Source organism: Salinicola lusitanus, from assembly GCF_038648475.1.
Classification (GTDB): Bacteria; Pseudomonadota; Gammaproteobacteria; order Pseudomonadales; family Halomonadaceae; genus Salinicola; species Salinicola lusitanus.
Genome location: NZ_CP151919.1, coordinates 630,544 through 651,219, shown reverse-complemented (window position 1 = coordinate 651,219; position 20,676 = coordinate 630,544). Strand labels below are relative to the sequence as shown.

Annotated in this window: 25 protein-coding genes; 10 read left to right on the top strand and 15 right to left on the bottom strand. The window is 62.5% G+C overall.

Features of this window, described 5'->3' with window-relative positions:
* Positions 1–2: 2 nt before the first annotated feature.
* From AAGT95_RS02945 to AAGT95_RS02880, 14 genes are all read right to left on the bottom strand, one after another.
* On the bottom strand, positions 3–545 hold the full coding sequence (locus AAGT95_RS02945; RefSeq protein WP_342595480.1) for a phage tail protein I: 543 nt from the start codon (positions 543–545) through the stop codon (positions 3–5).
* On the bottom strand, positions 538–1,437 hold the full coding sequence (locus tag AAGT95_RS02940; protein WP_342595479.1) for a baseplate assembly protein: 900 nt from the start codon (positions 1,435–1,437) through the stop codon (positions 538–540). Before AAGT95_RS02940 ends, AAGT95_RS02945 begins: the two co-directional genes overlap by 8 nt.
* A complete protein-coding gene (locus tag AAGT95_RS02935) occupies positions 1,434–1,775 on the bottom strand; it encodes a GPW/gp25 family protein (protein ID WP_342595478.1) in 342 nt (113 codons plus the stop codon). Before AAGT95_RS02935 ends, AAGT95_RS02940 begins: the two co-directional genes overlap by 4 nt.
* Before the next feature lie 8 nt (positions 1,776–1,783).
* Positions 1,784–2,425, bottom strand: coding sequence for a phage baseplate assembly protein V (locus tag AAGT95_RS02930; protein WP_342595477.1), 642 nt, complete (start codon positions 2,423–2,425; stop codon positions 1,784–1,786).
* 70 nt (positions 2,426–2,495) lie between these two features.
* Positions 2,496–3,164, bottom strand: coding sequence for a phage virion morphogenesis protein (locus AAGT95_RS02925; RefSeq protein WP_342595476.1), 669 nt, complete (start codon positions 3,162–3,164; stop codon positions 2,496–2,498).
* Positions 3,161–3,643 carry a phage tail protein gene (locus tag AAGT95_RS02920; RefSeq protein WP_342595475.1) on the bottom strand — a complete coding sequence of 161 codons (483 nt, stop codon included), beginning with the start codon at positions 3,641–3,643 and terminating at the stop codon, positions 3,161–3,163. The genes AAGT95_RS02925 and AAGT95_RS02920 overlap by 4 nt, the downstream gene beginning before the upstream one ends.
* A gap of 95 nt (positions 3,644–3,738) precedes the next feature.
* Positions 3,739–4,107, bottom strand: a complete 369-nt coding sequence (locus tag AAGT95_RS02915; RefSeq protein WP_342595474.1) for a hypothetical protein — start codon at positions 4,105–4,107, stop codon at positions 3,739–3,741.
* Complete coding sequence (locus AAGT95_RS02910) at positions 4,104–4,604, bottom strand: lysozyme (RefSeq protein WP_342595473.1); 501 nt, start codon at positions 4,602–4,604, stop codon at positions 4,104–4,106. The genes AAGT95_RS02915 and AAGT95_RS02910 overlap by 4 nt, the downstream gene beginning before the upstream one ends.
* Positions 4,601–4,897 (bottom strand): hypothetical protein, encoded by a 297-nt coding sequence (locus tag AAGT95_RS02905; RefSeq protein ID WP_342595472.1) that lies wholly within the window; start codon positions 4,895–4,897, stop codon positions 4,601–4,603. The genes AAGT95_RS02910 and AAGT95_RS02905 overlap by 4 nt, the downstream gene beginning before the upstream one ends.
* Positions 4,898–4,901: 4 nt before the next feature.
* Entirely contained in the window at positions 4,902–5,114 is a 213-nt protein-coding gene (locus tag AAGT95_RS02900) for a tail protein X (RefSeq protein WP_342595471.1), read from the bottom strand.
* Entirely contained in the window at positions 5,114–5,587 is a 474-nt protein-coding gene (locus AAGT95_RS02895) for a head completion/stabilization protein (RefSeq protein WP_342595470.1), read from the bottom strand. Before AAGT95_RS02895 ends, AAGT95_RS02900 begins: the two co-directional genes overlap by 1 nt.
* A 111-nt stretch (positions 5,588–5,698) precedes the next feature.
* Entirely contained in the window at positions 5,699–6,397 is a 699-nt protein-coding gene (gpM, locus tag AAGT95_RS02890; protein WP_342595469.1) for a phage terminase small subunit, read from the bottom strand.
* 9 nt (positions 6,398–6,406) lie between these two features.
* Positions 6,407–7,456 carry a phage major capsid protein, P2 family gene (locus tag AAGT95_RS02885; protein ID WP_342595468.1) on the bottom strand — a complete coding sequence of 350 codons (1,050 nt, stop codon included), beginning with the start codon at positions 7,454–7,456 and terminating at the stop codon, positions 6,407–6,409.
* 13 nt (positions 7,457–7,469) lie between these two features.
* The gene (locus AAGT95_RS02880; RefSeq protein WP_342595467.1) at positions 7,470–8,288 is read right to left on the bottom strand and encodes a GPO family capsid scaffolding protein; all 819 of its coding nucleotides are present in this window, start codon (positions 8,286–8,288) and stop codon (positions 7,470–7,472) included.
* A gap of 160 nt (positions 8,289–8,448) precedes the next feature.
* On the opposite strand from AAGT95_RS02880, the gene AAGT95_RS02875 reads away from it, so the two are divergent.
* The 10 genes from AAGT95_RS02875 to AAGT95_RS02830 all read left to right on the top strand — a co-directional run bounded on the left by AAGT95_RS02875 (position 8,449) and on the right by AAGT95_RS02830 (position 20,216).
* Positions 8,449–10,227 carry a terminase large subunit domain-containing protein gene (locus tag AAGT95_RS02875; protein WP_342595466.1) on the top strand — a complete coding sequence of 593 codons (1,779 nt, stop codon included), beginning with the start codon at positions 8,449–8,451 and terminating at the stop codon, positions 10,225–10,227.
* Positions 10,224–11,288, top strand: a complete 1,065-nt coding sequence (locus tag AAGT95_RS02870; RefSeq protein ID WP_342595465.1) for a phage portal protein — start codon at positions 10,224–10,226, stop codon at positions 11,286–11,288. The genes AAGT95_RS02875 and AAGT95_RS02870 overlap by 4 nt, the downstream gene beginning before the upstream one ends.
* 1,755 nt (positions 11,289–13,043) lie before the next feature.
* A complete protein-coding gene (locus tag AAGT95_RS02865) occupies positions 13,044–13,781 on the top strand; it encodes a GntR family transcriptional regulator (RefSeq protein ID WP_342595464.1) in 738 nt (245 codons plus the stop codon).
* A gap of 389 nt (positions 13,782–14,170) precedes the next feature.
* Positions 14,171–15,136: a tripartite tricarboxylate transporter substrate binding protein gene (locus tag AAGT95_RS02860; protein ID WP_342595463.1), complete on the top strand. Its 966-nt coding sequence runs from the start codon at positions 14,171–14,173 to the stop codon at positions 15,134–15,136.
* A 72-nt stretch (positions 15,137–15,208) separates the two neighbouring features.
* Positions 15,209–15,670 carry a tripartite tricarboxylate transporter TctB family protein gene (locus tag AAGT95_RS02855; protein ID WP_081919249.1) on the top strand — a complete coding sequence of 154 codons (462 nt, stop codon included), beginning with the start codon at positions 15,209–15,211 and terminating at the stop codon, positions 15,668–15,670.
* A gap of 15 nt (positions 15,671–15,685) precedes the next feature.
* Entirely contained in the window at positions 15,686–17,194 is a 1,509-nt protein-coding gene (locus tag AAGT95_RS02850) for a tripartite tricarboxylate transporter permease (protein ID WP_342595462.1), read from the top strand.
* Positions 17,194–17,946 (top strand): SDR family NAD(P)-dependent oxidoreductase, encoded by a 753-nt coding sequence (locus AAGT95_RS02845; RefSeq protein ID WP_342595461.1) that lies wholly within the window; start codon positions 17,194–17,196, stop codon positions 17,944–17,946. The genes AAGT95_RS02850 and AAGT95_RS02845 overlap by 1 nt, the downstream gene beginning before the upstream one ends.
* Before the next feature lie 7 nt (positions 17,947–17,953).
* Complete coding sequence (locus AAGT95_RS02840) at positions 17,954–19,456, top strand: MmgE/PrpD family protein (RefSeq protein WP_342595460.1); 1,503 nt, start codon at positions 17,954–17,956, stop codon at positions 19,454–19,456.
* 141 nt (positions 19,457–19,597) lie between these two features.
* Positions 19,598–19,765 carry a hypothetical protein gene (locus tag AAGT95_RS02835; protein ID WP_342595459.1) on the top strand — a complete coding sequence of 56 codons (168 nt, stop codon included), beginning with the start codon at positions 19,598–19,600 and terminating at the stop codon, positions 19,763–19,765.
* Between the two features lie 193 nt (positions 19,766–19,958).
* Positions 19,959–20,216 carry a hypothetical protein gene (locus AAGT95_RS02830; protein WP_342595458.1) on the top strand — a complete coding sequence of 86 codons (258 nt, stop codon included), beginning with the start codon at positions 19,959–19,961 and terminating at the stop codon, positions 20,214–20,216.
* Positions 20,217–20,299: 83 nt separating this feature from the next.
* Here the strand turns inward: AAGT95_RS02830 and AAGT95_RS02825 are convergent, their stop codons facing one another.
* On the bottom strand, positions 20,300–20,506 hold the full coding sequence (locus AAGT95_RS02825) for a hypothetical protein (protein ID WP_342595457.1): 207 nt from the start codon (positions 20,504–20,506) through the stop codon (positions 20,300–20,302).
* Positions 20,507–20,676 lie beyond the last annotated feature (170 nt).

The following is a 20,676-nucleotide window of genomic DNA, read 5'->3' as shown; positions in this document are numbered from 1 at the left end:
CGTCAGTCTGCTGTGGCCGTCAGGCGGCGATAGATATAGGGGCGGGCGACGGCAACGATGCCGATGCCGGCGGTGGCGTTCAGCCCGGCGGTGAATGTGAAGTGGCTGCGCACGGGTTTTGTGCGTGAGATCTCGTCGACGATGTCTTGCTGGTACTCGGCGGTATTGGGTACATCGGCACCGAGCGAGAGGGTCACGTCGAAGGTGTGCGGTTCGCCGGGCGTGGATCGCTGCCACCACTCACGAATGGTTAGGCTCGAGCCAAACGAGCGGACGACGTCTCTCACGCTCCTCGCGGTGCCCTTGCGGCGCTGGATCTCGATAGCATCGCGGATTCTCTGGCGCTTGATTCGCTCTGGCCAGTACGGCTGCCAGGAATCCAGCGACAGCGCCCAGGCCAGCCAGGGCAGCAGATCCGCGGGGCAGGTATCCGGGTTCCAGAGCGAGCGCAGCTGTACCGGTAGATCGCTTGCCGTCGCCGTGGTCGTCTCGAGGGCGCGTTCGGCGGCGGTGGCGTTTGGGGGCAGGAGGCTATTGCTACTCATCGAGGCCCCCATCGGTCAGATCGATGGCCGTGCAGAACGTCGCCTGGGTGCGGTCGACGACAAGGCTCGCCGCCGGCGCGGCGATCTCGACCCGCTGGACGCCGGGCTGATGCAGCGCGGCGTAAAGGCCGGACATCGTCACATCGAGGCCGAGCCGGTGTTGCTGCTCGGCGTAGGCGGTGGCCTGTTCGCGCGCCTGGCGCATGACCACCTCACGATCCGGCCCGGCGTAGAAGTAGAGCGTCGCGTCGATGCGATATTCGACGATCTCGGCCGACTGAACAGTGACGTGATCGGTCAGCGGTCGGACGTCTTCGGCGGAAAGCGTGGCATCGACGATCTCGAGCAGTGACGCCGGCGCGTTGCCGTTGTCATTCCGTGAGAGCACGGTGACGACGACTTCACCGGGCGATGGGCTGGTCGCGCTGGCATCCAGCACGGCGCCATCGGCCGACAGCGCGTGGAACACGTAGGCGCCTTCCGGGCCTGCGGTCGAGAACCCTTCAAGAGAAAGCTGGATGCGGCGGCGAAAATCCGCGTCGGTCTCGAACGTTGGTTCGACCGGCGGGATGGCATCGGGATCGCCGATGGTCAGCGTCTGACGCTCGACGCCGTAGAGCGCGCCCAGGTGATCGAGATCCGAGCCGATGGCGTAGGCGAGCATGACGCCCTTGGCGGCTTCGTTGATGCGCTGTCGTAACAGCATCTCGCGGTAGGCGGCGACCTGCAAAACCTTGTAAGCGGGGTCGGACTCGACGGTGACGTCAAAGCTGGGATCGCGCTCGCGCAGGTCGGTGAGCATCGCCTCGAATATCGTCTCGAACTCGATGGCTTCGACGACATCAGGCGCCGGCAGGCGAGAGAGGTCGACCGCTGTAAAACCGCCACTCATGAGGCGCGCTCCGATAGGGGAATACTCAGGGCGACGACGTTGTCGTCGTTGGTGACGCCGTCGATCTCGAAGGTGACGCGCCCCGGCTCGGTGGTGCTGACGCTCTTTCGAATCGCGGTGACGCGGACGCGCGGCTCCCAGCGCAGAATCGCCATGACCGAGGCGCTGTAGGCCTGCAGTAGCGTGGCGTCATTGAGCGGCTGGTCGATCATGCTCGGCAGGAGTGAGCCGTAATCACGGCGCATGACGCGGGAGCCGATGGGCGTCGTCAGGATGTCGGCGATGGACTGACGGATGTGGTCGATGCCCGTCAGGGCGGTACCGTTGCCTCGACTCATGCCGCCCATCAGCTGACACCCTCGGTTTTGTCGCCGCCGCGCTGTACACCGTCATGCGTGTGGCTCGAGCTGATGTTCTTGCCGTTGCTAGTCACTGCGCCCTTGAACGCGACATCGCCGGCCATCGTCGCGGTCTGGCCGCTGGGCTGGCTGAAGTTGCCGTTCAGGGTCAGGTTGCCGTTGATGACGGTATTGGCATTGATCGTTGCGCCGCCGCCGGCCGTGGCGGTGAGGGCGGCGGCGGTGTTCACGGTGACGTCGGCCTTGGCGTCGATAGAAGCGGAGCCGGGGAGCGTGGCGCGCAGGTGGCTCGCTTCGTGGTCGTACTCGAGCACGGCGCCATCCGGGAACACTCGGCGCCAGAGATTGGCGGCATTGGCTGGCGATGGGTTAGCGGTGCTGAATAGGCCGGTGAGTACGACGCCCGAGGCAGGATCCCCACCAGGAGAAAACAGGATGACCTGTTCGCCGACGGTCGGCGGATCCCAGTCGAGAGTGGTGCCGGCGCGCAGGGTCAGCCACTGCAGCCAGGTGGTCAGCATGTCGCCGGATTTGACGCGCACGCGCGCGGCCGCGTGATCCACCTCGGCGATGGTGCCGAGGCGGATCAGGTTGTGAATCAGGCGGAGGAGTTCGGCGGCGTTGTTCATGCCGCGATGGTTGCGCGACGTTCGGATGGGCGGAAGCGGGGGCCGTTGTAGATCGCGAATCTACAACGGCCTAGCCATCCATATCGGATCCGAGGTGCCGCACCAGCATGTCGTGGATCATCTCGATATCGTCCGGCGTGGCGCCGAGTAGCTCGCGCTCGGGGTAGTCGTGGCGGACATAGGGATTGACCGGGGCGGTCTGGCCTTCCTGATGAATGCGAGCGATATGAGCGATGCGGCCTTCGTAGCCGACCGAGGCGCCGTCAGCCGTGGCGTTCATCTTCAAGTAGCGCGCGGTGGCCAGCTTCTGAAACATCCGGTTATCCGGGCTGCGCTTGCCACGAGCACCGGGACGGGCGACGGGGGTGAGATCTCGCTCGATCACGCGCACGACGCGGCGTTTCAGGAAGGTTCGCAGGTCTCCGCCTTTGCGCTCGTCATAGCCGAAGTAAGTCTGCGGCGTCTGGATCCAGTTGACGATCTCGCGCTCTTCCGGTTCATGGCCTGGCTTCTCGTAGATGAAGCGCAGGCGCTTTCGCGCGCGGCGGGTCTGTTTCTTGCCGACGCGGGCTTGGTACGCGGAGCCATCGGGATTCTTCTGCTGCCGGATCCGCTGCTGCTGGCTTTTGCGCAGCGCGAGGGCGATCTGGCGCGAGAGGTTTTTCCGCGCGGATGGCTCGAGCTCCTCGATCAGCGGCTGGACCCACTCTTCGAGAATCTCGAGATCGTCAGTGGTCACGGAGATTGCCACTCGGCGGCGAGGGTGTAATCGGCATTCGGGTCATCACGTACCAGCAGCTGCCACCGTTCGGCGGGGCAGGGGTCGAGCGGATATTCCGGCATGCGGTGTTCGCTGCGAATCTGCCCGGTAGCGCAGTCGACCAGGGCGACGACGCGCTCGGTCAGTTCGACGCTGAAAATGACGTCTACCTCTGTGTTCGAGTGAATCTCGGCCGAGAATCGCAGTGCCTGGGCCGGGTCGACGTCGGGCTGATAGCGGCCGAGCCATTGCAGCATCGGCAACATGATCGGATCGAGGTCGCCATCGGTGCCGATGATTATGACCTCGGCGGTGACGCGATACTCGTGCGAGAGATTCAGCCCACGGCTGAAGGCGATATTGCCTTCCGGCACGTAGGTGCGCAGGCGATCCGGATCGGCGGCGAGCCCCGGCACGCTAGTCAGTAGATGCTGGCGAAGGCTAGTCAGCTTGCGCATCGAGAGCGTCCACCAGGCCGTTATGACGCGTGGCGCAGTCGTGGTACTGCCACGCCCAAGCGTTCATGGTGAGTGTGATTTCCCCGCCGGTGCCATCATTCAGTGGCGGCAGTGTCGCCGGGCATTTGCGCTTGAGGTTCTGTTGATTCGGGGGCTCGCCCGGCTGCGGCGTCGTTGAGCAAGCGCACAGCGTTATCGCCAAGGCACACGTTGCGGTAAATCGGCTGCTGAATTTCACGGATGATCCCTCTATCGATAACGCGCTCGTTCGCGTCGAGCTCGGCCAGGCGATCCTCGACGACGCCGGCGATGCCGGCCTCGCGTGCCATCGCGGCATCAGCGACCAGACGCGCGGCGCGCTCTTCGGTCAGTCGCTGGGCGTCTTCGAACCAGCCCCGGGCGAGCCAGCCGGTACCAGCGGCGATGGCGAGGCCGGCGACAACAGCCAGCGCGCGGCCGTTCACTCCAGACCCGCGAGGCAGAGTTCGCGCTCGGCGGCGCGACGTTTGACGAGCCCGGCGAGCTTCTTGCCCTGGGCATAGACCCAGCGGGACAGTTGATCGCACGCCGCCCGAGGCTGGCCGGCATTGAGCAGCTCGAGCAGGGTCGAGCGCCGAAACGCGCCCTCGCCGACGTTGAAGATGAAGCTGGCTATCCCCGCTCGCCGCGTCGGCGGCATGGTGGCGTTGATCTCGGGTGTCACGTTTCGGTTGATGGCATCGAAGGCGGTACCGAGATCGCCGGCGAGCAGCGCCTCGCACTCTTCGGGCGTCTTGGTCTGGTGGAGCTTGACCGTCGGCCCGGTGTGGCCTGTGCAGATCGTCGGGATGCCGACCGGATCCGGATAGCTCTCCAGCTCGGTGCCTTCGTAGTGTTTGACGACGCCGATCGAGATCGATAGCGCAATGCCGCATGCCCCGCCAATCACACTCCCGCCAAGCCAGCGGCTCAGATTCTTCATGATCGGCCTCCTCTGATGCGCTCCCACCAGTTGCGGATCTTCTCGAGGTACTTCGGAATGATCAGCCCCATCTGCAGGGCGAGATACGCGAGCGTGAGCACCGTGATCCAGTCACTGGGCGTCATGCCTCCGGCATGCAGGAGCGTGACGATCGCGGGCGGCGTCGACTTGATGGCTTCGGTGGTGATGTTCAATTGCTGGGCCATGGCCGTTCCTGCGTGAGCTATCAGAAGGGTGATCAGCACGACTATCGGATCGGGCTGTTTGCGTGGGTGGCGTAGTCGCGCGGTCATGGCATCAGTCCCATAGCTGAACGACGGCCGATCTCTGAGGCTGCTGGACGACATCCGGCAGCGTGATCGCGGTGCCCTGGGGCAGCATCGGCCCGAGATCAGCAAGGCCGGGATTCTGCTCGAGCAACTGCTCCGTGACGCCCGCCGTGTGGCCGTATACGCGTTGGCAGATCGCGTCGACGGTGTCGTACTGATGGGCGTAGACGACGCGGGCCATCAGATCAGCTCAACCGTGGTGTGTGGCTCGCCGATGATCTCGGAAACCGCCCAGCGGGCATCGCGCCGGTAGTCCTCCGCCGCTTCGTCTTTGATCTCGCCGCGCTCGTCGCCGTCGCGTGTCGCGCTGTAGTTCCGGTAGCTTTCGAGGATCCGCGCGTGGGCTTCCGAGAACACCGCCTGCTGGTAGAGCTCGGTTGTGTGACCGGGGATCTGCCAGGGCTCGGCCGGTATCGCATCGGCGGCAGTGATGTCCGCTTCCCATTGCCGGGCCTGAAAGTCGGCGAGCTGCCGGTTGATATCGCGCATGGCGATGCCGAGCGCGTGCTCGACGCGACCGGGCGTAACGGTCGTATCGATGCGATGACGTTCGCGAAACGTACCTGGCTCGATGTCGGGCCAGAATCCGTTATTCGTGATCGGTGGCGCTGGGGCGGGCTGGGTGTTGCTGCCGCCGTGGGCGACTAGAGACATGGCGCGTTCCGTTCAAAAAGGGAGGTGGATCGGGGATCGACGATGTGGGGCACGATGCCCGGATCTCCGCCCGATGCCTCCCGGCCGTCGGCGTGCGACTCGGTTGCAGCATCAGCCGCTGGGCTGATCGCTAGCGTTCTTCTTGATCTGGCGTTCGAGGTTCTCGATGTCCCGCTTCACGCCTACTCGGTCGTTCAGCTCCAGCGCTCGCTTCAACTGCTCGACGGCGGCAACGGGGCATCCGGCGTCGCGCAATGCGTAGCCATAGGCTTTGCGGAACTTGGCCGTGATCTGGTCGTGCATGTCGACGCCGTCGATCAGGTCGTGGGCGCCGGACATGATCGCCGCGAGGCGCGTGCCGAGTTGCTGGCGCGTCTCGTCGTCGATGCTCTCGATTTGGCTCAAGACTTCCTCGGCCAGCTGCTCGGCGATGAGACTGGGCGTGTCGCGCTCGAACCGGTCGGGCGTGTCGAGATCGTGCTCGATGGCGTAGCGGGCAATCGCCAGCGCGCCTTCGAGGTCGCCAACGTCGAGACGCCAGATCATGACGGTGGTGACCACTTCATCTCGGGCGCCGTTGCCGGCGTCGAGAACGCCCTCGATGTAGGCGTCGAACTGCGGCAGCAGCTCGCGCTTCATCGCGATCTTGGCTTCGGTGGACTTCACCTTTTTCAGCGACAGGCGGGCGTCGTAGAGCGTGGCCATCATCAGTTCGTACTGATCGCCGCTCTGCTGCTGGCCGGCTTCCGCGCCACCGGCCGACTGAGCGGCGGTGACGCGTTGGAAGTGCCGGCGGGCTGGGCTTGTCATGGCTTCCCCTTACGCATTGGTGGTGTCGATGTTCTCGATCACGCAGCCGAAGCCGTAGTCTTCGACGACGTACGCATCGTTCGAGCTCTCGTAGTTCTCGACACGCTTGCGCTCCGGCTTGTCGCGCAGGTAGCGGCGACGGCTGCCGTTCTGCCAGTAGAGCGAGAGGTTGCTCAGCGCGGTGATGAAGATCGTGCCGTCCGGCACAAACGGTGCACGCACGGCTTGCAGGCCGCCAACGCGCTCCTGGCTGATGATCAGATCCAGCGCGCGCTGCTCGCTTGGCGGCTGATTCTTGTTGACCAGCGGGAAATACTTATCGGCGAGCAGCTTGCGACCCATGATCACCACCAGATCGGTGGATTCACGGAACCATGGATCGATCATCTCGTTGACCGCGTCCATGACGAGGGCGTCGAGGTTGGCGTAATCGCCAACGATCCCGATCACCTTGCCTTCGGCGTTTGTCTTCTCGGTGGGGTCGATGACGATTTGGCCGGCCGTTGCGGCGCCAGTCATGACGCGCTGGGGGGCGTGATCGCGGTACTGCTGCAGCCAGCCCTTGTTGACGTCCTGCAGCAGCGGGTTTGCAGCTCGATCGGTCTCGATGGCTGCCGTCGTGCCGTTGAATCCGATCATGATCCGGTCCAGCGCCTGCTGGCGCAGGATCACGTTACGGACGCGAGTCTGGAAGTCCTGGAAGCGTGACCAGGCGTCGAGCTTGCCCCAGGGGATGGCCGTGTCGAACTCGGTGGACACACACTCATAGGTGTTCGCGCTCAGGGCGGTGACGTCGCGCGGCGAGCGGTCCTTGGCCGAGACGTCGGTACGACCGGCAATCGGGCCGGTGACGCCGAGGCCGAGCTTTTCGCCCTTGAGCTCGTCGACGCCGATCACGTTGATCAGGCTGAGGAATTCGCTCGATTCCTGGATGCGTGTTTCCAGCGTCTGCTGGACGCTGGGCTCGACCGCGAAGGATTCCGTCGCGGAATTGACGCCGGAGAGCTGGGCGATGTGTGCGGTCAGGCGGTTGAAGGCGACGCGAGTATCGTTGCGCATGGTGTGGCGGTCCTTAGCAGTCAGTCAGTTCGGTACCGCCGTTGCCGCCGAGAGCGGGTGAGCGGAGCGGTTGATCGGGGGTGTTGTCGAGCGTGTTGAACAGCTCGTCGAGCTTGGTGCGCGTCTCTTCGTGCGCGGTTTGCAACTCGGCGAACGCGTCCGCGGTGGGGCGCTGGGCGATATCGGCCTCGAGTGCCGCGTGGCGCTGAACGAAGAGCCCGAGCGTCTGCTCGAGATCGGTGCGGAACGCGGAAAAGCCTTTTTCCGTCTTCGCGTCGTGTCGCTTGAACAGGGCTTTCACGCTATCGAGCAGCGACGGGCTGGTGTCGGCCGGCTGCTCGACGTAGCCATCGAGATCTGTCTCCACGGCGGCGGAGAAGAGGTTTTCGCGCCGCGTCTTGCGACCGGCAATCGGCGATGCATCGCCGGCGCTGGCACTGAACTGGAGCATCTGAGTGCCCAACGAGGCTGGGTTATCGGTGACGGCCAGGCCCACCAGGTAGGGCTCGCCGGTGCCGGCGAAATCCGGGTCGACTTCCATGGACGAATAGACTTTCTGGCGCAGCTTGTTCAGCGCTTTGAGTTCGTCGGTCGGGTCGATCTCCGCATGAAGTTGAACCTTGCCGGCGTCGTTCTTCTCGGCTTTCAGCGCCGTGACGTCGCCGTAGGCCTTGAACGGGCTATCGGGTAGGACGCCTTTGATGTGCTCGAGATTGACGCGGCATCCGTAGGTCTTCGGATCGAAGTTCGCGGCCATCTTCTCGAGCCAGTCGGCCGGAATCTGACGGCCATCGGTGGTGGCGCCTTCGGTTGCGATAACGTGCCAGGGCATGGGGTTTCCTCAGCGGGTGAGCTTGGCGAAGTCGGTTTCGGTGCAAAGTGCGGTCAGGTTCCGCGTCGACTCTCATTCGCTCAACCAAGCCGCGTTGTAGATTCGCGATCTACAACGCGTGCGCCGATGGCGACGTCTAGCGCGCGGGTACGCTGGCCGCATGACGACGACAGCCCCCGATACACTCGACTCCCCGCGACTCACGGCTCGCCATCTCTATTGGCAGGGCTGGCGCGTCGCGCGTATTGCCGAATTCATCGATGTGAAGGCGGCCACCGTTCACAGCTGGAAGGACCGCGACGGCTGGGCTGAGGCGAGCCCGACCCAGCGTCTCGAGGGCGCGCTCGAAGCGCGTCTGGTGCAACTGATCGGCAAGGAGCGTAAGGGGAACGGAGATTACAAGGAGATCGACGCCCTCGGGCGGATGATCGAGCGCCTGGCGCGAGTGCACCGGTATCAAGAGACGGGGAAAGAGGGCGACCTCAATCCGAATATCGCCGCGCGCAACGCAGGCGAGAAGCGCAAGCCCAAGCGGAACGCGCTCACGGAAGAACAGTTCGAGGCGCTGGAGATGGCGTTCCTCGAGTCCCTGTTCGAGTATCAGCGCCAGTGGCTACGCGCCGGCGAAAAGCACCGGATCCGCAACATCCTGAAGAGCCGCCAGATCGGCGCGACGTTCTACTTCGCCCGGGAGGCCATCGTCGATGCGTTCAAAACGGGGAAGAACAAGATCTTCCTCAGCGCCTCGAAGGCTCAGGCCCATATCTTCAAGCAGTACATCATTCAGTTCGTCAAAGAGACGTGCGACGTCGAGCTGAAAGGCGATCCGATCGTTCTCGACAATGGCGCGCAGTTGCACTTCCTCGGCACGAATTCGAAGACCGCCCAGGGCTATCACGGCGACGTCTATCTCGATGAATACTTCTGGATCCACGGTTTCGAGCAGTTCCGGAAAGTCGCCTCGGCGATGGCGACGCACAAGCAGTGGCGGCAGACCTACTTTTCGACGCCGTCATCGATCGCGCACGAGGCGTACACGTTCTGGACGGGCGAGCGGATCAACAAGCGGCGCAAGAAAGCCGACCGGGTCGACATCGACGTGAGCCATGCCGCGCTCGCCGACGGTGCGCTGTGCGGGGATCGCCAGTGGAAACAGATCGTCACCGTTCACGACGCCGAGGCCGGCGGGTGCGATCTGTTCGATGTCGAGGATCTGCAGTTCGAGTACAGCGACGACGAATTCGCCAACCTGTTCGAGTGCGAGTTCGTCGACGACAGCCAGTCGGCGTTCCCGCTCGGTGTCATGCAGGGCTGCATGGTCGATGCCTGGGAAGAGTGGGAAAGCGTCTACCGTCCCTATGCACCGAGACCGGTCGGCAATCGCGGCGTCTGGATCGGTTACGACCCGACCGGGCGCAACGAGGACGGCGACGGCGCGGGGCTTGTCGTGGTGCTGCCCGCGCAAGCAGCAGGGGAGAAGCATCGGATCCTCGAGCGGCATCGCCTCAAAGGACAGGATTACGAAGAGCAGGCGGCCTTCATCCGCAAGTTCGCCGACAAGTACGACATCGACCACATCGGCATCGACACCACCGGTGTCGGCGCGGCGGTGGCCGAGCACGTCGAGAAGTGGTTCCCGCTCGTCACCCGGTATCACTACACCGTCGAGCTCAAGACCCAGATGGTGCTGCAGGCCCAGCAGATCATCCGCAAGGACCGGCTCGAATTCGACGCCGGCTGGGTCGACCTGGCTCAGTCGTTCATGGCGATCAAGAAGCAGCTCACGGCCAGCGGCCGCCAATTCACCTACGTATCCGGGCGCAACGCGCAGACAGGCCATGCCGACTTGGCCTGGGCGACGATGCATGCCCTGCACTTCGAACCGATCGACGGCCCGGCCGGCGAGACCAGCGAATCAATGATGGAGTTCTACGAATGAGCGAGCCAGTCGCCGCCAAGCCACGCGTCCGCGTTCCCGCGATCATGGGGCAATCCAGCGAGCCAGCCCGGGCCGAGGCGTTCAGCTTTGGCGATCCGGAACCGGTCACCACCATGCGCGACGTGTTCTATGAGGGCGTCTGGCTCTCGCCGAACGAGTGGTACGAGCCGCCGGTCCCGTTCGACGTTCTCTCGAAGAGCTACCGCGCCACCGCTCATCATGGCTCAGCGCTACAGGTGAAGCGGAATATCCTTCTACGCACCTTCAAGCCGCACCCGCTGCTGAATCGACAGACATTTAGCGCGCTGGCGCTCGATCACCTGGTGTTCGGCAATTGCTATCTGGAGGAGGTCCGCGGGCGTCTGGGGCGGCTGCTCGAGCTGCAGCGCCGCCCGGCGAAGTACATGCGTCGCGGCAACCGGAATCGCTACTTCTGGGTACCGGACTGGGTGAACAAAGCCGAGCTGCCCGAGGGTCGGACGATCCACCTGATGGAGCCGGACATCGATCAGCAGGTCTACGGTCTGCCCGACTACCTGGGCTCGCTGCAGTCGGCATGGCTCAACGAGAGCGCAACACTGTTCCGGCGCCGGTATTACCTCAACGGCTCCCATGCCGGGTTCATCATGTACGTGAACGACGAGGCGCACGACAAGAAGGATATCGACGCGATGCGCCAAGCCCTCAAAGAGTCGAAGGGCGTCGGCAACTTCAAGAACCTGTTCATGTACGCGCCGAAGGGCAAGAAGGACGGCGTCCAGATCATCCCGGTATCGGAGGTAGCGGCTAAGGACGAGTTCTGGCACATCAAGAACATCACCCGCGACGATCAGCTCGCCGGTCACCGGATCCCGCCGCAGCTGATGGGCATCATCCCGAGCAACACGGGCGGGTTCGGTGACGTCGAGAAGGCCGCCCGGGTGTTCGTGGCCAACGAGCTCGAGCCGCTGCAACAGACCATGCTCGAGATCAACGACCGCGTCGGCGAAGAGGTGGTGCGGTTCGATCCATACTCGCTGGACTCCCCGCGAGCAGTCGACCCTAGCGCGCCCAGCTTGTAAACTGCTGACTTCTAGTAGACCTCGCCGCCCGCCCGGGCGGCATTTTTTTGCCCGCGCGATGTGCTCACATCGAACGCGACGCGTTAGCTTTTCGATTCGCATGCGTCCCCGACGCACCGCCAACGCAGCCGCCAGAGCGGCGCGGCGCTTTCCCCATTCCCGCTCTCGGTCCAACTCCCGATCAGCCCGCAGGCGGCACGCCTACCCCTGCCACGGGCCCTGGCGCGCACCCGAGCCGCGCGATCAGCACCCCGCCCCGCCCGCGCGCTAAATGGGGCGGAAATTACGCACCTCTGCAGGAGGGCGGAAGCCGCGCCAGTACTGGCCGCATTGGGGGTTATAAGGGTGCAGTTTTTTATGCGGATTTATGCAAAATGTCGGCTTATCCACACCTGGTTCGCTGTCTCGCTGCTATGATTGCGACGGCTCGCGTAGATCGATAGACAACCCAGGTTCTCCATGGCTCTCCACGTGGTGCATTATTGGTACAGTCGGTGTGCCAAAAAGTGACCATCGATGACTTGTCAGGTTAGCGTTAGAGGCCCGTATTTACTGAGATTGTTGGGCGAATCCCGCGTAGCGTGGTACTTCGCTCTTGCATTCGTAATGCGTAGGTCGGTGGTTCGAGTCCACTTACCGGCACCAAAAAGCCATTGGTTTCATTGGTTTAGGTATCGCTGAAAAGTCACCTTCGGGTGGCTTTTTTCGTTGGCGTCAACAAAGTAACGACGCCTGTCTTCGCCGTCCGGTCAAAGATCCTTTCTGTACAAGTGGATACAGGATCGCCATGCAATCCAGGCGATCGACGGCGCGACAGTGGGCAGGCGAAGTGACGCATCCGGTGTAGTCGCACACGTACTCGCCACAATAAACGGTCGCAATCGCTATTCAGGCGGAGACCATCCCCCGGAGGGCGCGTGGGCACCAGGGCGAACGAGGCCTCGGTCACGCCCGTGCCATGCGGCAGCGCTGGACCCGAAAAAAACGGCCCGATAAGCGTCATTCTGATGATGACTTGCTTACGGGCCTGAAGATGCTGCTCCCTGCGAACTGTGACCATGAACCCAGTTGCAACTGGACGGGATCTTTTCCGTCCGAGCAGTGCATGGGAAACATTGTGGCCGTTATGTGGCAGAAAGGGGATAGGTAAAATGAAAACAAAAGTTACATAACAAATTAATTAATAAAAACAGTAAGATACTTATTCAAATTATCCGGGTGTTCGATTCGCCGTTACACTCGGCAGCGCTAGGTGCTGTCTGAAATCGATGAGCGGGTCTGGCTGTCTGCTCCGGTGAGTGTCCAGGGCTGTCATCTGCGGGGAGAGAGGAGCGGTCAAAAGAAACCCGGCGATGGAAAACCGTCAGGGAGGACCGTTTGCCATGCCGGGTCGAAGCGGCCGCAGGGAAGCAACCAGAAATCGATCTTTGGTCGTTTCCGAGAGGATGTCGTTCATGGTCGCCCCTGGAAACTGACCTACGGCCGCTGTTACTGCCGAATTAACATAAGTTAACGACAAGAAACAAAGAAAGTGTAGTCCTGGAGCGAAAGAAATTTCAGATACTTTCGTAGGGCTCGATGTTCCGTGACCGTACATTCGTGTCGAAGCACTCTCCGCCGAGGAGCGCGATGGTGATCATGAGACGTTGATCGATCTTGCGAGACGGCGGATAGCCACGGCGGGGGGGCTCCAATGGTGCCGAGGGAAGGGCCATAGAGCTCGAATGCTGGCACTGTCAATGAGGTTCGACGTCGATGGACTGGATATCGTCGACAGTTTACACTTTGGCGTGCCACGCCACAGATGAGGGAATAGCCTTGGATACCACCATGGATCAGATTGGTCAGCGCCGATCGAGCACGCTGACATCGATCGTCCGTGAAGCGATCGAGAACATGATCATCTCTGGCGAGCTATCTTCGGGTGACCGCATCAACGAGAGTGCACTGGCGGCACGCTTCAATATCAGTCGGGGTCCGATTCGAGAGGCCTGTCGGGGTCTCGAAAACGCCGGTCTGATCCGTAACGTGGCCAATCAAGGGGCCTATGTCCGTGAGATGAGTCTTGAAGAGGCTCGTGCTCTCTACGAGGTGAGGCGAGCATTGACGGCATTGGTGGGCGAGCTGCTTGTCGAACGGGCGAGCGATGAGACGCTCGACGAGTTGCAGCGCCTGGTCGAGCGTATGGCGCGAGCCGTCGAGGAAGACGACCTGAGCACGTACTACAACCTCAATCTGGAATTCCATAACACGATGGTGGCCAACGCCGATAATCCGGCGCTGGAACGTTATTACGGTGATATCGTCAAGCAGTTGCATCTCTTCCGGCGTCGCGGGCTCCTGCAGCATGGCAACCTCCGGGCCTCGAACGAGGAACATGTGAAAATCGTCGAAGCTTTACGCCGGCGCAATGGCTCCGAGGCGGCCGAAGCCTTGCGTCAGCATGTCATTTGCGGCTGGCAGCGAATGGTTGGCACCCTCGAGGAGTCATAAGCTGCTATCCCCTTGGTTCCTGTCGTCGCCGCGTCTTCAATTGGCTTTTCGCGCTAACCGCTTTTCCTGCAGGCCGCTTGGCTGGCTTACCGCCGTTCAATCCGAACGTTCCCTGGTGGCGATCATCGATGTCGCCCCCGCGTTGCCACAGGCCCACATCTGCGCGACTGCCTCACGTCTCGAGTTTCGGCGTGCCTGGCGCTGTCGCTGATGCGGCGAATGCTCCCAGCCCGACTTCCTCCTCTCGACTACGACCCTAACCCCCCTGGCTAGACCATTGTCTAGTACAGAAGGGCCGAACGGTCGAATAGTCTGTCTATCGTAAACTGTTAACAGTTTACAGTTGCTCGATGAGCGATGCCCAACAAGTACATAACGGGAGAATAACGATGCGCCATTGGATGAAGTCAGGCTTGTTGATGACAAGTCTGGCCACAGCCGCTCTCGCGTTTAGCGCTACGTCGGGAGCCGACGACTTCCCTTCCGAGCCGATCGAGATCGTCGTTCACACCTCTCCGGGGGGCGGAACCGACACCACGGCGAGAATCGTGGCATTGGCGACCCAAGCGCAACTGGGTACCAACGTCTACGTCCAGAACAAGAAAGGCGGTGGCGGCTCGGTTGCCATGAGTTACGTCAAGAGCAAGCCCGCCGATGGCTATACGGTCATGGCGATCACGCCCACGCACCTCTTCACCATGCTGCGCGGGAATTCGCCACTCGATATCGACGATATCCAGGGCCTGGCGCGCGCTACCGATGATCCGATCATCGTCATGGTTCGCGGAGACAGCCGGTACGAGTCCATTCACGATCTCATCGAGGCGGGGAGGGCCGGCGTGATCAAGTGGGGTGGTACCCAGATCGGAGGAGTCGATCACATTGCCGCCATGAGCTTCGCCAAGGCGGCAGGGATGAAGGTCTCTTTCGTGCCCTTCGATAGTGGCGCCGAATTCGCCGCCGCTCTATCCCGGGGCGACATCGACGCAGCGGGGCTCAATATTTCCGAAACTCGGGATCAGATCGCCGCCGGCGATTTCCGTCCTCTTGCCGTCATGGCCGACGATCGTATGAAGGCGCTACCGGACGTACCAACGCTTAGCGAAAAAGGTCTGGATATCTCGTTCTCCACCGTCCGCGGCTACGTGGTGCTGAAGAGTACGCCCAAGGCTCGCCAGGAAATTCTGGAAAAGGCGATGCTCGAGGGAATGGAGAGCGACCGCTACCAGAACTACCTGAAAGGCATCGGACTCGACGAAACCAGTATCGAGGACGCCGCTGACTGGGACAGCCAGATCCGTCGGATGTACAAGGCTGGCCAGGAGACGATGCAGGACCTGGGCCTGGCTCGGTGATCCATCGGCCTCGGCTCGCTTCTGACTTACCGGCCTCGGCCAATTCCTCTGTTCCAACTCGGAGTTTCCACCATGTTGAGCCGCTGGAGAGATCTCCTGCCGGGAGTCGTACTCCTGGTCATGGTCGTCGCGCTTTACTGGATAACCACGACCTTCTCGACGGTGCCGGCCCTCTTTGCCCAAGGCATGCAGGCCACCGCCATGCCACGTCTGATTCTGGGGGTGATGGCGGTGCTGACCCTGGTGATGCTCTATCAGGGATATGGCCACGTCGAGGAGGACAAGCCGGTCATTTCCTGGCGCATGTGGGTAACGGCCGGGCTGCTGCTGGCTGCATTTCTGCTGTTCGAGATTCTCGGCCTGACATTGACCATGGCGCTGACCTGCCTGCTGATCCCACTGCTATGGGGTGAGCGCCGTCTGGGACGGATCGTGATCTACGCCGTCTGCACACCGGTAATGATCTATCTGCTTTTCACTTATGCGCTGCAGCTTCGGCTGCCGCAGGGAATCCTCTCACCCTGGCTGTCCTGAGTAACGGGAACGTTTATGGAACACATACTGACGGGATTTAGCATTCTTATCGATCCGATGTCGCTGGCGGTCATTCTGTTGGGGACTATCGTCGGGGTACTGGTGGGTGCTTTGCCGGGCCTCAGCTCCTCCATGGCGGTGGCGCTGCTGCTGCCATTCACGATCTATCTCGACCCGGTTCCCGCCATCTCGATGCTCGCTGCGCTGTATTGCGCAGGGACCTTCGGCGGCTCGATCACGGCCATTCTCATCAACGCGCCGGGCGCGCCACCGGCGGCGGCGACGGCGTTCGACGGCTATCCCATGGCCCAGCGAGGAGAGGCGGGCCGGGCGCTTGGCATGGCCGCCGTCGCCAGCGTCATCGGTGGGATATTGTCGTTGATCGTAATGGTGCTGGCGGCGCCGGCGCTGGCCCGGATTTCCCACTCTTTCGGGCCGCCGGAATATTTCGCGCTAGCGGTGTTCGGCCTCTCGATGTTGGCATCCATCAGCGGCAAGTCTCCGGTCAAGAACCTGATCGGCGGGGCGTTCGGGCTGCTGATCGCGACCGTGGGGGTCGATCTGACCACCGGGGTGGAGCGCTTCACCTTCGGCGTCCCCGAACTCTACGAAGGCATCAGCTTCATTCCGATCCTGATCGGCCTATTCGCGATTGCCGAACTGCTAGCCCAGGCCAATGTCCGCGACAAGGTACTGGAGCGTATCTCGCTCAATGCCATCAAGTTGCCATCCGTTACCGATTTCAAGCGGGTCTGGCCGACGATTCTTCGCTCATCGGGTATCGGTACCTTCATCGGTATCCTGCCCGCCGAAGGCAGCACCATGGCCGCGATGATCGGCTATAACGAGGCGCGGCGGTGGTCCAAGAACGGCGACAAGTTCGGCACCGGAGAGATAGAAGGGATCGCGGGCCCGGAAGCTGCCAACAACGCCGCCACGGGTGGTTCGATGGTACCGACACTGGCGCTTGGCATTCCCGGCTCGGCCACGGCGGCCGTTATCCTCGGCGGGCTCCAGATTCATGGCATCCGCCCGGGGGCCTATCTGTTCGAGAATCAGCCGGATCTGCTGTACTCGATCTTTGCCGCCATGTTCTTGGCCAACGTCGTGTTTCTGGTATTCGGATTGGTGGGCGCCAGGCTGTTCTCGCGTATTTCCCTGATCCCACGGACTTTCCTGTGGCCGACGGTGTTCGCGCTGTGCGTGGTTGGAGCGTATGGCGTCAACCAAAGCATGGTCGACGTCATGATCATGCTGATCGCAGGCTTCGCTGGCTTCTGGCTCAAGCGCTACGGCTTCGGTGCCGCGCCAATCATCATGGGGGTCGTGCTCGGTTCGCTGGTCGAGAACTCGCTGGCTCAGTCCATGATCATCTTCGATCACGATGCCTGGCGTTTCCTGGATCGTCCGATCGCTATCGGCTTCTTCCTGCTGGCCGCCTTCAGTCTCTTCTATCAGCCTGTTTTCGGTTGGCTGCGACGCTTTCGTCGCCCTCGTTCTGCTGCCAGCAAGGGGGCCAAGTGATGTCTGCGGACAGAGCATTGGCGGGCAAGGTCGCCTTGGTGACGGGAGGTAGCCGTAACATCGGCCGATCGGTGGCGATCGAACTGGCCCGCCAGGGTGCCGATGTCGCGATCGTAGCCAGGGCAGACGGCGAGTCCATGCAGTCGACCATGGCCGCCATCGAGGCGGCGGGCCAGCAAGCGTTGGGTGTCGTTGCCGATGTGGCAAATCCCGGCTCGATCAGGGCCGCCGTGGCGCAACTCGATCACCGCTTCGGCAGGCTGGATTGCTTGGTCTGCTGCGCGGCGGTTCGCCCGCACAAGCCCCTCGAACGAATTACGCCGCAAGACTGGCGCGAGGTGATGGGCGTCAATCTCGACGGCGCCTTCTATACCGTTCATGCGGCTTTATCGCTGCTGGGCGAATCCCGCGAGGCTTCGATCATCACCTTCGGTGGACTGAGTGCGCATGTCGGCGCGGCGGAGCGGGCCAACGTCATCGCCTCGAAGATGGGCGTCGTCGGGCTGACGCGGGCGCTGGCGGTGGAACTGGCGGGACGCGGTATCACCGCGAACTGTGTCGTGCCGGGCCAGATCGAGACGCAGCGAGCAGCCGGCTCGCCGCCACCGCACCTCCAGGGGGCGAGCGTATCCGCCGCTCGCCTGGGGCGACCTGACGAAGTTGCCTCGACCGTCGGCTTTCTGGCCGGGCCGCAGGCGCGCTACATCACCGGGCAGACCTTCCACCTCAACGGCGGTCGTTACTTCGGCTAGCCCTCTCATGCACCGATTCGCTCGGTCCCTCCCTACGGGGGACTTCGCGTCTTTCATCATTCGAAGAAAGGAGTCATCCATGTCAGTTGCCAATAACGTATTCGCTAAAATGCCTGAACAAACGCACATCACGGCAGAAGCCGTGGCCTTCATCGAAGGTGTCCGATTCAGTGATATACCCGAGGAGGTGGTGCGCATCGGGACGCGTTGTCTGCTCGACGGGCTGGGGCTCTTCGTGGCGGGTTCCGAAGAGCAGACGGTGCGCCTGCTCGCTGACGAAGCGGAAGATACCCAGGGGCGTGCCGATGCCTACCTGCTCAGCAAGGGCGAGGTCAAGGTGCCAGCGGCAATGGCAGCGCGCGTGATCGGTACGGCCGGACATGCCCATGACTGGGACGACAGCCAGGTTAGCAAGGATCCGGACCATATCTACGGTCTGCTCACTCACCCGACCATTCCATCGCTGACCGCGACCCTGGTAATGAGCCAGAAGCTGGGTGGCGTGACAGGAACTCGCTTCATGGAAGCGTTCCTCACCGGTTTCGAGGTCGAGTGCAAGATTTCCGAATGGATGTTGCCGCAGCACTATATGCGGGGCATGCACTCCAGCGGTACCGTCGGAACCTTCGGTGCTTTCGCCAGTGCTGCCAAGTTGATAGGACTGAGCGGCGACAAGCTACGCCATGGCTTCGGCATCGCCGCCAGCCTGGCCGCCGGTATCCGTTGCAACTTCGGCACCATGACCAAACCGCTCCACGTCGGGCGCGCGTCGGAAAATGGAGTGACCGCGGCGCTGTTGGCGGAGCGGGGCTTCACGGCCGATCCTGATGCGCTCGATGGCCCTTGGGGATTCATGGCCGTACAGGGTGGGGGGGTGAGCGCCGAAAAACTGCAACAGGGTTTCGGCAGGGTCTGGACCATCATCGAACCGGGCGTCTCGATCAAGCCTTATCCTTGCGGCGTGCTGACTCACCCGACCATCGACCTGATGTTGCGGCTTGTCACCGAAGGCGATGTCGCCCCGGACAATATCGAACAGGTCACCGTCCATGCGGGGAGCAACATTCTCAACCCGATCCGTTATCCGGTCGCGGCCAACCACCTGCAGGCCAAGTTCTCGTTGCCGGCCGCTCTGGCCATGATCGCCTTGGACCGTCAGGCCGGTAAGCGTGAGTTCTCGGATGCGTTCGTGGCTTCCCAGGCCATGCAGGATATGCAACGGCGCATTCGTACCGAGTTTGACGCAGAAATCGAGGGCCAGGGCTTCGACAAGATGCGCTCGCGCATCACGATCCAACTGAAGGACGGCCACGAAATCTCGGGCTGGGCCGATGAGCGCTATCGGGGTGGGCCAGAAAACCCCCTGACCGATGCGGAACTGGAGGGCAAAGTCCGCTCCTGCTGCAATGGCGTACTCTCCCCGGAAGCGCAGGATAATTTGATCCGTACCGCCTGGTCGGTCACCGACTTGCCGGATGCCAGCGCCATTGCCGAGCTGATTCGCGTCTGAGCGACACGCTGAAGTAAGCGGCTTGATGTTCACCCCGTGTGGGGGGCGTCAAGCCGTGCTTCGCGTTCGCGCCCTATATCCGCCGGATGGCACCACCGCTCTCATCGCGGTGATCGGCCACGCCGAACGCCATGAGATGGGGTGGTCGCAAGCCCGCTCCCGGTCGCGACCGGCTGCCCGCCGATGCTGTTGACAGCGATGTTGATCGACCGCCTTGCAAGGCATCGTCGCTACCCGCTACCCGCTACCCGCTACCCGCTACCCGCTACCCGCTACCCGCTACCCGTTGCCCTGGCGGAGGGGTGGTGATCGCTTAGCGATGACTCACGCTTTTCGCGCTCCGAGTATGACGCCTTTCAGGCGGCAGCGGAGCGAGGCTCTCTCTACAATCGGGGTTTTCGTCGCGATTCCAGCTCGAAGCGAGAATGCCATGAGAACGCTTGGATGCTTACTGACGGTCATCTGTGTGACGGGCGCTGGGCTGGGCTCGAGTCCTGGCGCCATGGCCAGTGGTAGCGCGGAGGCGAATCCCGAGGCTTCCCTGGCGTGTGCCAACTTCCGCTGTCGCTTCGGGGATGTGCCCAAGGCCGACCCGCCATTGATCGCGGAGCCCTTCGTTTCCTTCTATCGCGACCAGGTCGTCAAGCCGATGCGGCCCTACCACGACTGGGAGCCCACGGCCCGGCAACTGCCGGTATCCCGATCGCCCCGGGTTGACCTTCCCGACGAGACTGCGCGCAGAGTCCCGGAATCGGACTGATCGTCGCGGCGCTCGCTTTTCACTGGCTTATCTCGAGGCGCAGTAAGCGCCTGGATTCCCTGCCGGGTAAAGACGCACCGCTGTCATGCGGCGTTGACCCGCTGCTGCTCGGAACGTCGTTGACGCTCGCGAGCCAGGGTGATCATCGCTTTCTCCAGATCCGCGGAGTAACACTTGAACGCCGTACAGTTGGCGCACCGGACCTGTTGTCTCTCGTCGGCTCGCACCGGGAGATGGAACTGGTCGTGGTCGCAGATCGAGCAGGTGAGATCGAGCGTGACGCGAATCATGGCGCACCTCTGGAGCGGGTGAAGGTTGGATCATCGTCGCTTCGTGGGGCGTAGTCTGGTGGCTGCGTATGACGTGGTGATGAATGCCCCGTGGCGTCTTTGCCTCCGCCCGCTGCGGTGGCAGGGTAATTCAGGATTACTTGATTTACGTTATCGAGCGCGTGATCGGT

Excerpts from the sequence above, each read along its gene's own strand:
- AAGT95_RS02945 (WP_342595480.1), bottom strand. The coding sequence starts at position 545 with ATGAGTAGCAATAGCCTCCTGCCCCCAAACGCCACCGCCGCCGAACGC.
- AAGT95_RS02940 (WP_342595479.1), bottom strand. The coding sequence starts at position 1,437 with ATGAGTGGCGGTTTTACAGCGGTCGACCTCTCTCGCCTGCCGGCGCCT.
- AAGT95_RS02935 (WP_342595478.1), bottom strand. The coding sequence starts at position 1,775 with ATGAGTCGAGGCAACGGTACCGCCCTGACGGGCATCGACCACATCCGT.
- AAGT95_RS02930 (WP_342595477.1), bottom strand. The coding sequence starts at position 2,425 with ATGAACAACGCCGCCGAACTCCTCCGCCTGATTCACAACCTGATCCGC.
- AAGT95_RS02920 (WP_342595475.1), bottom strand. The coding sequence starts at position 3,643 with ATGCGCAAGCTGACTAGCCTTCGCCAGCATCTACTGACTAGCGTGCCG.
- AAGT95_RS02910 (WP_342595473.1), bottom strand. The coding sequence starts at position 4,604 with ATGAAGAATCTGAGCCGCTGGCTTGGCGGGAGTGTGATTGGCGGGGCA.
- AAGT95_RS02905 (WP_342595472.1), bottom strand. The coding sequence starts at position 4,897 with ATGACCGCGCGACTACGCCACCCACGCAAACAGCCCGATCCGATAGTC.
- AAGT95_RS02900 (WP_342595471.1), bottom strand. The coding sequence starts at position 5,114 with ATGGCCCGCGTCGTCTACGCCCATCAGTACGACACCGTCGACGCGATC.
- AAGT95_RS02895 (WP_342595470.1), bottom strand. The coding sequence starts at position 5,587 with ATGTCTCTAGTCGCCCACGGCGGCAGCAACACCCAGCCCGCCCCAGCG.
- gpM (WP_342595469.1), bottom strand. The coding sequence starts at position 6,397 with ATGACAAGCCCAGCCCGCCGGCACTTCCAACGCGTCACCGCCGCTCAG.
- AAGT95_RS02885 (WP_342595468.1), bottom strand. The coding sequence starts at position 7,456 with ATGCGCAACGATACTCGCGTCGCCTTCAACCGCCTGACCGCACACATC.
- AAGT95_RS02880 (WP_342595467.1), bottom strand. The coding sequence starts at position 8,288 with ATGCCCTGGCACGTTATCGCAACCGAAGGCGCCACCACCGATGGCCGT.
- AAGT95_RS02875 (WP_342595466.1), top strand. The coding sequence starts at position 8,449 with ATGACGACGACAGCCCCCGATACACTCGACTCCCCGCGACTCACGGCT.
- AAGT95_RS02870 (WP_342595465.1), top strand. The coding sequence starts at position 10,224 with ATGAGCGAGCCAGTCGCCGCCAAGCCACGCGTCCGCGTTCCCGCGATC.
- AAGT95_RS02865 (WP_342595464.1), top strand. The coding sequence starts at position 13,044 with ATGGACTGGATATCGTCGACAGTTTACACTTTGGCGTGCCACGCCACA.
- AAGT95_RS02860 (WP_342595463.1), top strand. The coding sequence starts at position 14,171 with ATGCGCCATTGGATGAAGTCAGGCTTGTTGATGACAAGTCTGGCCACA.
- AAGT95_RS02855 (WP_081919249.1), top strand. The coding sequence starts at position 15,209 with ATGTTGAGCCGCTGGAGAGATCTCCTGCCGGGAGTCGTACTCCTGGTC.
- AAGT95_RS02850 (WP_342595462.1), top strand. The coding sequence starts at position 15,686 with ATGGAACACATACTGACGGGATTTAGCATTCTTATCGATCCGATGTCG.
- AAGT95_RS02845 (WP_342595461.1), top strand. The coding sequence starts at position 17,194 with ATGTCTGCGGACAGAGCATTGGCGGGCAAGGTCGCCTTGGTGACGGGA.
- AAGT95_RS02840 (WP_342595460.1), top strand. The coding sequence starts at position 17,954 with ATGCACCGATTCGCTCGGTCCCTCCCTACGGGGGACTTCGCGTCTTTC.
- AAGT95_RS02830 (WP_342595458.1), top strand. The coding sequence starts at position 19,959 with ATGGCCAGTGGTAGCGCGGAGGCGAATCCCGAGGCTTCCCTGGCGTGT.
- AAGT95_RS02825 (WP_342595457.1), bottom strand. The coding sequence starts at position 20,506 with ATGATTCGCGTCACGCTCGATCTCACCTGCTCGATCTGCGACCACGAC.